Origin of the sequence: Pedobacter cryoconitis (assembly GCF_014207135.1) — a bacterium.
In the GTDB taxonomy this organism is placed as follows: Bacteria; Bacteroidota; Bacteroidia; order Sphingobacteriales; family Sphingobacteriaceae; genus Pedobacter; species Pedobacter cryoconitis_D.
Genome location: NZ_JACHCC010000016.1, coordinates 15,040 through 29,491 on the forward strand (window position 1 = coordinate 15,040; position 14,452 = coordinate 29,491).

Annotated in this window: 10 protein-coding genes and 1 other RNA gene; 4 read left to right on the forward strand and 7 right to left on the reverse strand. The window is 40.3% G+C overall.

Going from position 1 to position 14,452, the window contains the following annotated elements:
- Nucleotides 1-187: 187 nt before the first annotated feature.
- The 3 genes from HDF25_RS24565 to HDF25_RS24575 form a co-directional block, all read right to left on the reverse strand.
- Nucleotides 188-2,254, reverse strand: a complete 2,067-nt coding sequence (locus HDF25_RS24565; protein WP_184629064.1) for an OPT family oligopeptide transporter — start codon at nucleotides 2,252-2,254, stop codon at nucleotides 188-190.
- A 119-nt stretch (nucleotides 2,255-2,373) separates the two neighbouring features.
- Nucleotides 2,374-2,751, reverse strand: coding sequence for a hypothetical protein (locus HDF25_RS24570; RefSeq protein WP_184629065.1), 378 nt, complete (start codon nucleotides 2,749-2,751; stop codon nucleotides 2,374-2,376).
- A gap of 30 nt (nucleotides 2,752-2,781) precedes the next feature.
- Nucleotides 2,782-4,110 (reverse strand): MATE family efflux transporter, encoded by a 1,329-nt coding sequence (locus tag HDF25_RS24575; protein ID WP_184629066.1) that lies wholly within the window; start codon nucleotides 4,108-4,110, stop codon nucleotides 2,782-2,784.
- Nucleotides 4,111-4,480: 370 nt separating this feature from the next.
- Here HDF25_RS24575 and HDF25_RS24580 point away from each other — a divergent pair, with 370 nt between their 5' ends.
- Together HDF25_RS24580 and HDF25_RS24585 are read left to right on the forward strand one after the other, a co-directional pair.
- The gene (locus tag HDF25_RS24580; protein WP_184629067.1) at nucleotides 4,481-4,714 is read left to right on the forward strand and encodes a hypothetical protein; all 234 of its coding nucleotides are present in this window, start codon (nucleotides 4,481-4,483) and stop codon (nucleotides 4,712-4,714) included.
- Nucleotides 4,715-4,799: 85 nt separating this feature from the next.
- Nucleotides 4,800-5,297: a D-glycero-alpha-D-manno-heptose-1,7-bisphosphate 7-phosphatase gene (locus tag HDF25_RS24585; RefSeq protein WP_184629068.1), complete on the forward strand. Its 498-nt coding sequence runs from the start codon at nucleotides 4,800-4,802 to the stop codon at nucleotides 5,295-5,297.
- Between the two features lie 76 nt (nucleotides 5,298-5,373).
- On the opposite strand, the gene fsa is transcribed toward HDF25_RS24585, so the two are convergent.
- Both fsa and ffs read right to left on the reverse strand, forming a co-directional pair.
- Nucleotides 5,374-6,039, reverse strand: coding sequence for a fructose-6-phosphate aldolase (gene fsa / locus HDF25_RS24590; RefSeq protein ID WP_184629069.1), 666 nt, complete (start codon nucleotides 6,037-6,039; stop codon nucleotides 5,374-5,376).
- 101 nt (nucleotides 6,040-6,140) lie between these two features.
- Nucleotides 6,141-6,240: signal recognition particle sRNA small type (gene ffs / locus HDF25_RS24595), an RNA gene on the reverse strand.
- 438 nt (nucleotides 6,241-6,678) lie between these two features.
- Between ffs and gltB the strand changes: the two genes are divergently transcribed.
- Together gltB and HDF25_RS24605 are read left to right on the forward strand one after the other, a co-directional pair.
- Nucleotides 6,679-11,190, forward strand: coding sequence for a glutamate synthase large subunit (gene gltB / locus HDF25_RS24600; protein WP_184629070.1), 4,512 nt, complete (start codon nucleotides 6,679-6,681; stop codon nucleotides 11,188-11,190).
- Nucleotides 11,191-11,192: 2 nt separating this feature from the next.
- On the forward strand, nucleotides 11,193-12,659 hold the full coding sequence (locus tag HDF25_RS24605; RefSeq protein ID WP_184629071.1) for a glutamate synthase subunit beta: 1,467 nt from the start codon (nucleotides 11,193-11,195) through the stop codon (nucleotides 12,657-12,659).
- A gap of 65 nt (nucleotides 12,660-12,724) precedes the next feature.
- Here HDF25_RS24605 and HDF25_RS24610 read toward each other — a convergent pair whose 3' ends face one another.
- Together HDF25_RS24610 and HDF25_RS24615 are read right to left on the reverse strand one after the other, a co-directional pair.
- Nucleotides 12,725-13,255, reverse strand: coding sequence for an RNA methyltransferase (locus tag HDF25_RS24610; protein WP_184629072.1), 531 nt, complete (start codon nucleotides 13,253-13,255; stop codon nucleotides 12,725-12,727).
- Nucleotides 13,256-13,270: 15 nt separating this feature from the next.
- Complete coding sequence (locus HDF25_RS24615) at nucleotides 13,271-14,422, reverse strand: galactokinase (protein ID WP_184629073.1); 1,152 nt, start codon at nucleotides 14,420-14,422, stop codon at nucleotides 13,271-13,273.
- Between the last annotated feature and the right edge of the window lie 30 nt (nucleotides 14,423-14,452).

The window sequence follows — 14,452 nt, forward strand, 5'->3', positions numbered from 1 at the left end:
ATACTCTAAGCGTTTCCGTTTAAAGTGATGCAAATATAGGATTAGGAGGCTTATACTGCAAATAAAAAATGTGGTTATCGTATAGTAGCCTGATTCTAAGCCTGATTAATTGTATTTAAAGTTAAAAAAACGTTAAATTAATATGATAGGGGAGGTTTTTGTGTTAAAAAACCTCCCTGAAATTTATCTATTTAAGAATATCTTCTGCTTCACTTTTCTTTCTTCCGATGTTATAAAGGACAAACCCCATAAACAAGAAGATTAAAACACCCAGCAATTGATAACCTCCTTCGCCAAACCAGCGGGTGAAGATAGGCTCTACATTAACCTTGCTTAGGTTTGTTCTGACCGACGGAATAACCATCAATACCGCAACGACGACTCCTGCCAATGCACCACCAGCAACAAGTCCCGTCGCAAAAAGATTTCCAGGTCCCAGTTCTTCTTCCTCAGGAGTTTTTACTTTCTTTCTGTCTCTCCAGTCTATTGCACCTTTAATCGCACCACCAACAAAAATTGGAAGCGTAGTAGATAAAGGCAAATAAGCCCCTACAGCAAAAGATAATGCATTCACACCACATAACTCAATTGTAATGGCAATAAACACACCTACCAGTACATACTGCCAATCCAGGTTAAAAGAAAGCATCCCTTTAATCAAGGTAGCCATTAAAGTAGCCTGTGGCGCAGAATATAACTCCGTACCGATCGCATGTTTAATTCCCTGGGCAAGCATTTCAGGAGTAGGAGTGTCCAGGATACGGACAGTCAGACCAATCACAATAGAAGAAACAATAACACCGATAAACAAAGCAATCTGCTGATATCTTGGTGTTGCCCCAATAATATAACCTGTTTTTAAATCCTGTGAAGTTGCACCCGCATTGGCCGCTGCAATACAAATCATACCACCTACAACCAGTGCCATTGGTTCGTAAACCTTACCAGTCCATCCTACAGCGATAAAAACAAGACAAGTACCCATAATAGTCGCAATCGTCATCCCCGAAATCGGGTTATTACTTGATCCGATCAAACCTACAATACGGCTTGAAACTGTCACGAAGAATGCACCAAATACAACTACCAGTACACCGATCAGTAAATTACTCATAATCCCGTTACTTGGAATCTGAGGTAAAACGGCAACCAGGATAATTAAGGCTAAACTTCCGATACCAACTATTTTAAGCGAAAGATCACGCTCAGTTCTTTTAGTATCAGCTACCGATTTACCTTCTTTAATAGAACCAAGACTGTCTTTGAAAGAAGATATAATCGTAGGAATAGTCTTTAACAAAGTGATAAATCCACCAGCTGCTACTGCTCCGGCACCAATTTGTTTTACATAAGCCTGGTATATAGCCAGCGGGTAATCGGCAAATGTTTTCGTTACCGGATCCCATCCACCAGAACCACCTGATTTAGTAATATCAGCCAGCAAACCCAGTTTAACCAATTGATGCGCAGCTAATGCCGGATCAATCAGCGTAGCCAGTAAAGGAATCAGTCCCAGCCACGCCAGAACACCACCTGCTACAAGTACACCGGCTATTTTTGGTCCGATAATATAACCTACACCCATATATTCAGGCGTGATTTCACCACTTACCTGTGCAGAAGGAAGAAATTTATTAGCTTGTGTCGTTACCCAGGTTGGTGCTTCAGAAATCACATGGAAAACCTTTTGCATCATGGCATAGATCATGGCAAAACCCAGACCCCAGAAGGCCGTACGCGCAAATGTTCCACCTCTTTCTCCAGCTTTTAATACTGCTGCACAAGCCGTTCCTTCAGGATAGGGAAGTGTCTCATGCTCTTTAACGATCAGAGATCTTCTTAACGGGATCATCATCATCGTTCCCAGTACTCCACCCAGAATGGCCAGAATAAGGATCGTCATGTAATTGAAAAATGCTTCTCCCGAACTTTGACCACCCATGTCACTGCTTAAGAATAAAAATCCTGGCAATGTAAATACCACACCGGCAGCGATCGACTCTCCGGCCGAACCCGTAGTCTGAATAATGTTATTCTCCAGGATAGTTGTCTTAAAAAACTTTTTACCCAGTGTAATGGCCAGAACGGCAATCGGAATTGAAGCTGAGACAGTTAGTCCGGCTTTTAGCGCAAGATAAACTGTTGCTGCTCCAAATATAATTCCTGCTATACAGCCCAGTAAAATGGACTTAATAGTAAATTCTGCAATATTGCTTTCAGCGGGTATGAAAGGCTTAAACTCTTCTTTAATCATTATAAAAAAATATGGTTTAAAGATATCTTTTTTTGTCCATCAAACAAGATAAAGCTTAGAAAAACTGCTTTAAAACCACCGCAGGCAGAATTTTAATTTTCCTTTTATGAAATTGAACCTTACATCCATTTAGACGCAAAGCGATAAAACTCATGTCTTAAATCATTGATTATCTTCTCTTCGGTAAGGTAGTCGCCATGCAGATTATTATTCTCTGCTATTGTTTTCTTTTCTACCCCACCAGATTCCATAACCTGTTCAGTAATCATGCTGTTGTTTTCAAGTATTTCACCTCTCAGCTCTTCAATGGCGTGTCGCTGAATAATAAACTGGTTTTGAAAATGTTCGACCTGTTCGGCAACTTCTTCGCCGGTATTGTCCGCAAGAATTTCCTGCAGGCGGCCCTGTAAGATATCCAGTTCCTGAGCATAAAAATCAAGTCCTCTTAAAGAATCACTGTGCAGATCGGTGATGTGTTTAATGCTGATGGTTTTCATAAGAATTCGTTTTTACTAATTTACTCTTATTTAAACTGTAATGTGTTGATTACCCATCTTTTTCTTAAACCTGAACAGGAGCAAAGCCGATGAAATGCTCAGACCAATTAAAAAGCCTGTCCATATCCCAATTGGGCCAAGGTTTAAATGAAAAGCCAGATAGTATCCACTAGGCAGACCAATCACCCAATAGGCAATAGCGATTAGTCCGGTTGGAATATTCACATCTTTTATTCCCCTTAATAATCCAGCAGTAATCGTCTGTAGTGCATCCGGAATCTGGAAAACAGCTGCGTACAGAATTAACGGGCCAGCCATGGCAACCACCTGCTGATCTGCCGTGAAGGCAAATGGAATAATGTTCCTGATCATGAATAGAACAAGTGCACAGAATCCTCCGAATATTAATGCGGTCAGTACAGTTCCATTGCCAATAATATAACCTTTCTTCCAGTCCATCCCGCCATAGGCGTTACTAATCCGGATAGAACCGGCTTCTGCCAGGCCAGTGAAGAATATAAATGTAAAAGCAACACAACTTAATGCAATCTGATGAGCTGCAAGTTCCTTTGCGCCAATAGTCCCGATTAAAATACCTGAAACAGCAAATGCGCCGAATTCCATACCGATCTGAAGACCGCTTGGAATACCCAAGCCCAATAACTCACGGATAGTTTCCCACTTGATTACCCATTGCTTTTTCCATACAGCTATGAACCGCTTGTAAAATGGGCTAATCAATATAGTCGCGCCCATCAGGACAAAAATAATAACACGCGTCATCAAAGTCCCCCATGCTGCGCCGAGTAACTCCATTCTTGGAAAATCCAGGTTTCCTAAGATAAGCAGCCAGTTAAAAAAAATATTGATCGGTAAAGCTATTAATGAAATAAGCATTGCCGTACGCGTTTTTTCCAGACCATCAGTAAACTGCTGCAAAGCGATAAACAATAGCATAGGTATAGTCGAATAACTCATGATACGCATAAAAGGAATAGCCAGTTCAACCACTTCCTTGTCCTGCCCCAGATGGTGCAACACACCGGTCCCCAATTCTAATCCTATACAGATAATTATACTGGTAATTAAACAGAGGATTAATCCATTGAATAAATAATGGGAAATTTTTTTGCCATCATGACTTCCATTAGCCATTGACACTGTCTGAGCAATAGACATAGCTATCCCAATTCCCATAATGAAAGGGATATTGATGACATTCATTACTAAGGATGCAGCAGCGAGGTGTTTGTAGCTGAGACTGCCAACCATGGCCATATCTATAATATGTAATACGATCTGAGAAAGTTCACCAATAATAAGTGGTATGGCCAGTTTTATTGTTTTAGAAGTTTCCATTGACCGCAAAGATCGCCTAAATAGGAGGAGGTTCTGGTGAAGAACTGGCTGAAGCGGCAAAAATTGAGGATGAGCCAGAAATGAGAAACCCGGCGATATTCTGCCGGGCGTCTGCTATTGGGTGTGTTGTTGCTGTTCTTGTCTGTGGGCTTTTCCGGTTTGTTAAACTGGTTGCCGTTATTGAGTAGTATGACTATGAGAATTTCCAATGGTTTAAACGGTTGTTGAAATAAATTATAAAAAGAATGAATAATTTATAGAGGGGGAAAATAATGTGATTTAGATTTAGTTTTTTATTGCAGTGTATCTATTTGAGTGACAAATAATTAATTTAATTTGTTTTGCCATTCAGCATTGGTTATATTTGATTATGGACATATTTAACAGAGAAAAATACGATATCGTATTTAGTAGCGGGTTAGGAGCCTATAACACCAATAAAGACAATGAATCAAGGACAGTTATGAATAAATACATAACATTCTGCGAGAAACTAATCACTGAAAACCCTGATGCTCAGGTAGACGATCTTTGTGATTCGGCAAAGACCGGGTTTTATTACCTGAAGAAATATGGTGAAATCCCGCTTGTAAATACTTTATAAAGAGCTTGCTGTTGTTTTTATAAATCCCAGGAATCATCGTGGTTTTTTCGTTTATATTTTGATCTTTGACAGCAAATCAAAAATAATGAATAAAGCAATTTTTTTAGACCGTGATGGGGTCCTTAATCATGAGATTTATGATTACATCTGCCGATTGGAAGATTTTGAAGTGCTGGAATACCAGATTCCACCTTTAAAGAAATTCTTTGATGAAGGTTACCTTTTGGTAGTAATTACTAATCAGGGAGGAATTGCCCTGCAAAGATATACAGAAGATACCCTTGCAGAAATGCATGAGATCCTTTTCAATAAATTCGAAGAACATGGCGCTGAGATTATCCATGCCTACTATTGTCCGCACCATCCGACAGTATCAGGAGAATGTGATTGCCGTAAACCAAAATCTGGTATGCTGCTCGAAGCAATTGCCGAATATAATATAGATCCTGCTTTATCTGTGATGATTGGCGATAAACCAAGAGATGTAGAAGCTGCTAACGGAGCAGGAGTGAAGGGGATACTGATTACACCTGATGAGCAGATAGACTATGATAAAGTCAAAGCTGTTCTGGCAGGAAATTAAAGATCAAAACCGAAATAAAACAAAAGAGTCCCGGCCATACGACCGGGACTCTTTTGTTTATACTATAAAGCTGTGCTTATTTCTGAGCTTCAGCTGCTTTTTTATGATCAGCAAGGAATGTTGCCAGTCCACTATCAGTTAATGGGTGTTTTAATAAACCTAAGATAGCAGATAAAGGACCTGTCATTACATCAGCGCCTAATTTAGCACATTCGATAATATGTAATGGTCCGCGGATAGATGCTGCTAAAATTTCAGTTGCATATCCATAGTTATCAAAAATCAAACGGATATCTTCAACCAGTTGCAAACCTTCGCTACCTATATCATCTAAACGGCCAAGGAAAGGAGAAACGTAAGTTGCTCCGGCTTTAGCAGCTAATAATGCCTGTCCGGCAGAGAATATCAATGTACAGTTAGTTCTGATTCCTTTAGAAGAGAAATATTTGATGGCTTTAACACCGTCCTTAATCATTGGAACTTTAACTACGATCTTTGGATCAAGTTTCGCCAATGCTTCACCTTCTTTAATAATATTTTCAAAATCGGTAGAGATTACTTCAGCACTTACATCTCCGTCAACGATAGCACAAATTGCTTTGTAATGATCGATTACTTTCTGATCGCCTGAGATACCTTCTTTAGCCATAAGGCTCGGATTGGTCGTTACACCATCTAATACACCAAGATCCTGCGCTTCTTTGATTTGCTCAAGATTAGCTGTGTCAATGAAAAATTTCATGATTATATGATTTAAGGAAAAATAAACTATGGATAAATTTAGCGTATGCTTTAGCCAGAAGATTGTGCATTGAAAGCATAGTCAATCTATGAAAAGTAAAAAATGGGCAAGCAACCTTTATCGCACCGCTACAACCTCCTACCCTTGCTTCGTTCCCGCCCTGGGGGAGTTCAAAGGGAGCTGATCGTAAAGGACTTGCCCACTGCAAATGTAGCAAAAGAGTTCAGTCTACAAAAACGAAAACAAGAAATATTTGCAGTTTTTTGCGGATTTAATGATAATGGATTGAGATTTAGCGCATTGTATTTGAATAAAAATTAATTTTATCTGTATATTTAGGGTAATATCCTCGAAATATTGACCGAATGGCACATTTTGTATGCTTTTTATCCGCCGAAAATTGGATGAAAAAGGATTTTTTTTGTGAAAATTCTTTTAAAAGGCAGATAAATGGGTTGCTAATGCAAAATTATTCTAAATAACGTCATTATGTAATTCGTAATAATTACATGTATTTATTGCTGTGTTTGTAAAAAATAGGCCTTCTTATTATTCTGTTATTTATTTTTCGTAAAAAAAATAGCAAAATGGTAATTAGACAACAAATTTATTATCTTAGTGTCTCTAATACATTAAGATATGGAACAAATTGAAGATAGTCAGGGCCTATATAATTCGGGCTTTGAACATGATGCTTGCGGTATTGGTTTTGTTGCTCACGTCAAAGGACGGAAGTCTCAGCAAATAATTTCTGATGCCATTACGATATTAGAGAATCTAGACCACAGGGGTGCCTGCGGTGCTGAGATTAATACCGGCGATGGTGCCGGGATTATGATACAGATCCCACACGAGTTTTTATATGACGAGTGCCTCAGGATTGGATTCAGCTTAAATCAGTCTGGTGACTATGGTGTAGGGATGTTATTTCTGCCTAAAGATGTCAGAACGCGTGAAGAATGCCGTGAAGTGATTTATCGTGCAGCAGAAAAGCTGAACCTGGAAATTTTAGGTTTCCGGAAAGTAAACACCAATCCAGATGGGATTGGAGATATGGCACTCTCAGTAGAGCCCGAAATGGAGCAAGTATTTGTAGCGAGACCTGACCAGATCGCTGCCGGTGCTGACTTTGAACGTAAACTATATGTATTCAAAAATTACCTGACTAAAACTATTCTGAATACAGTTAACGGAATTAAGACCGATTTTTATATCGCTTCTTTTTCTTCTCGTACTATAGTTTACAAAGGTCAGCTGACCTCCATGCAGGTGCGTACTTATTTCACTGAACTGAGTGATAAAAGAGTAGTGTCTGCTTTCGGGCTGATTCACTCGAGGTTTGCAACCAATACATTTCCTTCATGGAGACTCGCACAGCCATTCCGTTATATCGCGCACAATGGCGAGATTAATACTTTACAAGGTAATTTAAACTGGTTCCGTGCCAGTGTGAAATCATTTGCCTCAAGTTATTTTACTGCTGAAGAATTAAACATCCTGCTGCCAGTTATTGATGAAACGCAATCTGACTCTGGGTGTCTGGACAATATTATCGAATTATTGCTGCATGCGGGTCGTTCTCTGCCACATGTTTTAATGATGCTGATACCAGAGGCCTGGGATGGTAATGATGACATGGATGAGCTTAAACAGGCTTTCTATAAGTTTCATGCTACATTGATGGAGCCCTGGGACGGACCGGCAGCTATTGCATTTACCGATGGTAACCTGATTGGTGCCACCCTGGACAGAAATGGATTAAGGCCGTCCAGATATGCCATTACAAAAGATGACCGTGTGATCATGGCTTCCGAATCAGGATGTCTGGCTTTAGATCAGAGCCAGATTATTGAAAAGGGAAGATTAACGCCAGGAAAAATGTTCGTGGTAGACATGGAGCAGGGAAGGATTATCAGTGATGTAGAAATCAAGACCAAAGTATGTAGCAGCCGTCCTTACGCTGACTGGCTGAACCAATATCAGATTCGTCTGGAAGAACTTTCTGATCCAAGAGTTGTATTTACAGGATTATCCCAAGAATCAATTTTCAAATATCATCAGGTATTCGGTTATAGCAGAGAGGATATTGATCTGATCTTAAAACCGATGGCGCTGGAAGCGAAAGAACCTATTGGATCAATGGGTACTGATATTCCATTAGCAGTTTTATCACAAAAACCTCAGCATCTTTCTTCTTATTTTAAACAGTTGTTCGCGCAGGTGACTAACCCGCCTATTGACCCGATCAGGGAAAAGGTAGTGATGAGCCTTGCCGGATTTATGGGAAATAACGGCAATCTTTTAGAAGAGCATGCGATGCAATGCCATTGTGTAGGTATTAAACACCCTATATTAACCAATCTGGAATTAGAGAAAGTAAGAAGTATAGATACCGGTGTATTCCAGTCTAAAACACTTCAAACCTATTTCAGAGCTGATGGTAAACCTGGTTCCTTAGCTAAAGGACTTGAGCGTTTATGTCGTTATGCGGTTGATGCTGTAGAAGATGGTTTCCAGGTCATTGTTTTATCTGACCGTGCACTAGATTCGGAGCATGCTGCAATTCCATCTTTAATGGCAGTATCTGCGGTCCATCACCACCTGATCCGTAAGGGGCACAGGGGAGCGGTAGGAATTGTCGTAGAAGCAGGAGATGTTTGGGAAGTTCATCATTTTGCCTGTTTAATAGGCTTTGGTGCAACAGCGATTAATCCATACCTAGCATTGGAAACCATCACTGGTTTTGATAAAGAAAGTGATCTTAAAGCAGAAAAACTGATTCAAAATTATATCTATGCAGTGAACAGCGGCTTATTGAAAATATTCTCTAAAATGGGTATTTCAACACTGCAATCTTATCACGGTGCACAAATATTTGAAATTTTAGGAATCCATAAAAGCGTTGTTGACAATTACTTCAGTGGTGCTGTGTCAAGAATTGGTGGATTAGGTTTAGATGAAATTGCTAAAGAGGCTTTAATTAAACATGGCCGTGTATTTGGTAAATCGACCCGACCTGATTTGTTGCTGCCTACTGGTGGTAATTACAAATGGAGAAGAAAAGGAGAGCAGCATTTGTTCAATCCGCAGTCGATCCATTTATTACAGAATGCTACCCGCAGAAATGATTATAACATTTATAAGCAGTATAGTAAACTCATTAATGAGCAGACTAAACAGGCTTATACTATACGTGGTTTATTTGAATTCAATTATAACCGTCCGGCTGTTCCTTTACAGGAAGTTGAGCCTGTTGAAGCCATATTAAAAAGGTTTGCAACAGGTGCGATGTCTTTCGGCTCAATTTCGCACGAAGCCCATTCTACTTTAGCTATTGCGATGAACCGTATTGGTGGAAAAAGTAATACAGGAGAAGGTGGTGAAGATGAACTGAGATACGAACTGATGCCTAACGGAGATTCTATGCGTTCGTCCATCAAACAGATTGCTTCTGCCCGTTTTGGAGTGACCAGTAACTATCTGACCAATGCAGATGAGCTTCAGATCAAAATGGCTCAGGGGGCAAAACCAGGTGAAGGAGGACAGCTTCCGGGACACAAAGTGGATGACTGGATTGCAAAAGTCCGTCATGCGACACCTGGAGTTGGTTTGATTTCTCCTCCTCCGCATCATGATATTTACTCTATTGAAGATCTTGCGCAGTTGATCTTTGATTTGAAGAATGCAAACAGGGCAGCAAGAATTAATGTGAAGCTGGTTTCTAAAGCAGGAGTGGGTACCATTGCTGCAGGTGTAGCGAAAGCACATGCTGATGTAATCCTGGTTTCCGGATTTGATGGTGGTACTGGTGCATCACCGCTGACTTCTATTCAGCATGCGGGTTTACCATGGGAATTAGGTTTAGCAGAAGCTCACCAGACCTTAGTGAAAAACCGTCTGCGTAGCAGGGTAGTCCTGCAAACTGATGGACAGTTAAAGACAGGTAGGGATATTGCTGTTGCAGCATTACTGGGTGCTGAAGAATGGGGAGTAGCTACGGCTGCCCTGGTTACTTCAGGCTGTATTATGATGAGAAAATGTCATCTGAATACTTGTCCGGTTGGTGTAGCGACACAAGATCCCGAATTAAGAAAATTGTTCACCGGTGAAGCCGATCATGTAGTTAACCTTTTCAATTTCCTTGCCGAAGAGCTTCGTGAGACTATGGCCGAATTAGGTTTCAGAACAGTAGAAGAAATGGTAGGTCAGGCAGATGCCTTGAGTATGCGTGCCATTGACGATGCCGACTGGAAACTGAAAAACCTGGATCTTTCTGCAATCTTATTTAAGGCCCCAGACAATGGATTAAGCCTTTACAATACCGAAAAACAAGATCATGGAATTGATCATGTCTTAGATCATGAATTAATTGCTACAGCTCAGCCTGCTTTATTAAATAAAGAACCTGTCTTCAAAGAGTTTGAAGTAAAAAATACAGACCGTGCTATTGGTACGATGTTGTCGAACGAGGTATCCAAGATTTATAAAGGAACAGGCTTACCAGCTGATACAATCAACTTTAAATTCCACGGTTCGGCAGGTCAGAGCTTTGGTGCTTTTGCAGCAAGGGGAATCTCGCTGGAATTGGAAGGAGAAGGAAATGACTATGTAGGAAAAGGACTCTCAGGAGCACGTTTATCTATTTATCCTTTCCGCGAAGTAACCTACGTACCAGAACAGAATATCATTATCGGTAACGTAGCGCTTTATGGTGCTACTTCGGGTGAACTGTTTGTCAGAGGACTGGCAGGAGAACGTTTTGCGGTTAGAAATTCGGGAGCTACAGCTGTAGTTGAAGGTCTGGGAGATCACGGTTGTGAGTATATGACTGGTGGTGAAGTGCTTATCCTTGGAAATACAGGTAGTAATTTTGCTGCTGGGATGAGCGGGGGTGTTGCCTGGATTTATGATGTGAACGGCGATTTTCCTAATAAATGCAATAAGGAAATGGTAGATCTTGATCCTTTAAATGAAGAAGATGAATTGCGTATTAATAGTCTGTTGAAAAAACATATACAATTGACAAAAAGCAAATTAGCAGAATTCATATTAAGTGATTGGACAACACAATCGGCTCATTTTATCAAGGTGTTCCCTAAAGAATATAAAGCAGTTTTATTAAAAAGAAGTTCTAAAGTTAAAACATCATAATTATGGGAAAAGTAACCGGATTTTTAGAGTATGAAAGAACTGCTCCTGTAAAACAAGATGCTAAGGAGCGTTTAAAACACTACGACGAATTTGTAGTCGCATTTGAACAGGACCAGGTCAAACAGGAAGCTGCACGTTGTATGGATTGCGGTGTGCCTTTCTGCCAGTCAGGCTGTCCCCTGGGTAATGTGATTCCTGAATTCAACGAAGCTGTATATAAAGCAGAATGGGAGATAGCAGCTAATATTTTATTGAGTACCAATAATTTTCCTGAATTTACAGGTAGGATTTGTCCTGCTCCTTGTGAATCGGCTTGTGTATTGGGAATCAATAAGTCTCCTGTCTCTATTGAAGAAATTGAAAAACATATTATTGAGATAGCATTCTCTAAAGGATATATTAAAGCAGAGCCGCCATTGATCCGCAGTGGTAAAAAGGTAGCTGTGATTGGTTCGGGACCTGCGGGTTTAGCAGCAGCGGCACAATTAAATAAAGCAGGACATGAGGTAGTTGTTTACGAACGTGATGACACCCCGGGAGGTCTGTTAAATTATGGTATTCCTGATTTTAAATTGCAGAAAGATATCCTGGCCAGAAGGATCAGCCTGATGGAAAAAGAAGGAATTGAATTTAAATGTAATGCCAATGTTGGGGTTAATGTAGAACTCAATACCCTTTTAAGAGAGTACCAGTCAATTGTTCTGGCAGGAGGATCTACGATACCGCGCGACCTGAATATCACCGGCAGATCGGCTAAAGGTGTCCATTTTGCGATGGATTTCCTGAAACAGCAGAATAAAAGAGTTCGTAATTTCAGCATAGATCAGGCAGATATCCTGGCAACAGGAAAAGATGTTATCGTGATTGGTGGGGGTGATACAGGATCAGATTGTATTGGTACCTCAAACCGTCAGGGTGCAAAATCTGTAACCCAGTTTGAGATTATGCCGATGCCTTCACAACATCGTACAGCCAATATGCCCTGGCCTACTTATCCTATGTTGCTGAAGGTAACCAGTTCACATGAAGAAGGTTGCAGTAGAGCATGGGGAGTCAATACCAAGGCATTTATTGCCGATGAAAACAATGTTTTAAAAGCATTGCAGATTGTAGATGTAGAATGGGAAATTGATGCAGCAGGGCGTCCTGTAAATTTCAAGGAAATTGAAGGTACAGTAAGAGAGCTTCCTTGTCAGTTGGTTTTGCTGGCGATGGGTTTTATGCACCCGCAAAAAGAAGGATTGATAGAGAAATTAGGAATTGAGTTGGATAACAGAGGAAATGTGAAAGCTGAAGAGGGTAAATATCAAACCAATATTGCTAAAATCTTTGCCGCCGGCGATATGAGAAGGGGGCAGTCATTAGTAGTGTGGGCGATCTCTGAAGGTCGCGAAGCAGCCAGAAAAGTAGATGAATATCTGATGGGTTCAAGTAAACTTCCTACTAAAGACGGTATTCCGTACGCTTAAACAAAACAAACAAATAGTTCTAACCAATTAGTTACCACCTCCAGAATATGGAGGTGGTTTTTTATTTATAAACGTAGTTTCGCATAGAAATCCCACAAGACAATTCCTGCTGAGATTACGATATTAAAAGAGTGTTTAGTACCAAACTGAGGTATTTCAATACATTTATCAATTTCGGCCATCACTTCATCACTCACGCCGTTAACTTCGTTTCCAAAGATTAATGCGTATTTTTTGGATTGATCAGGTTTAAAAGTATTCAGCATAATACTGTCTACAGCTTGTTCAATGGCAATGATTTCATAACCATCTTTTCTTAAAGCTCTGACAGCATCCAGCGTTTCCTCAAAATGTACCCAGGCTACAGATTGTGTGGCCCCTATGGCTGTTTTCTCAATTTCACGATGTGGTGGTTGCGCAGTGATTCCACAAAGAATAATTTTCTCAATGGCAAAACCATCTGCTGTTCTGAAAGCAGAACCCACATTATTCATGCTGCGCACATTATCCAGTATTACAACGACCGGCAGTTTATCCTGTTCTTTAAATTCCTCAATACCTACCCGGTTTAATTCAGTTGTCTTTAATTTCTGCATGCTGCAAAAATAGAATTAAATTGTCGTAGCTCCATCTCCAATTTCACTGATATATATAGCTGGTGCATAACCAATATGTTCTGTGTAGTATGCTGTAAGCTTCTTATTGAAATCATCGATGGCACTTTTCTTCAGTATCGCAATGGCGCAGCCACCAAAACCAGCACCAGTCATCCGGGCTCCGGTAACTTCCGGATACCCTGCGCAGAAGTCGACAACAGTATCCAGTTCTTTTCCTGTTACCTCATATAAGTCTTTAAGTGATTGATGCGAAGCGTACATTAACCGGCCGAATTCTTCCAGATCACCATTATTTAATGCTTTTGCCGCCAGATTTACCCGGTCATTTTCTTTAATAACATGAGTAGCACGTTTTAAGATAGTTTCATCGGTAATCAAATGACTGTGCAGGGCAAATTTATCTGCACTGAGTTCACACAGATTGTTCAATGTTATTTCCTGGTTGAGTGCTTTCAGGGCAGCCTGGCATTCAGCTACTCTTTCATTATATTTAGATTCGGCAAGCGATCTGGGTTTGTTGGTATTGATAATTGTCAGTACATGATCACCAAGATCACAGTCTACAATTTTATATTTTAGTGTATCACAGTTGAGTACTATTGCTTTGTCTTTTTCTCCAAAAGCCACTGCAAACTGATCCATAATACCACTGTTTACACCTATGAACTCATTTTCAACCTTCTTGGCCAGCTTTACCAGTGACAGGCGGTCATAATCCAGCGTCAGATAGGCAGTTAATGCATAGGCCGTAATGACCTCAATAGAAGCGGAAGAGGAGAGGCCAGATCCAACAGGGATATTTCCTGCAAACAACAAGTCAAAACCATGGGGGATAGGAAAATCCTTCAGTATCTCATTAAAAACACCCAGCGGATAATTATACCATCCGGTTCCATCTTTTTTGTATTTCCCCTGTAGTTCAATGGTAGCCTCTTCAGGAAAATTTAAGCTTTTAAAACGGATGACCTGATCTTTATTCGGGGCAAGACAAAGCCATGTGCCCAAAGTGATTGCACAGGGTAAAACTAAACCACCATTATAGTCAATGTGTTCACCGATCAGATTTACACGGCCGGGAGTAAAATAAGTAGCTGCTGGTTGTTGACCATAGGTCTCAAAGAATTTGATGGATAGTTCAGATTTCATTCGTTAATTAATGTTTTTGGTTAGGTGGTT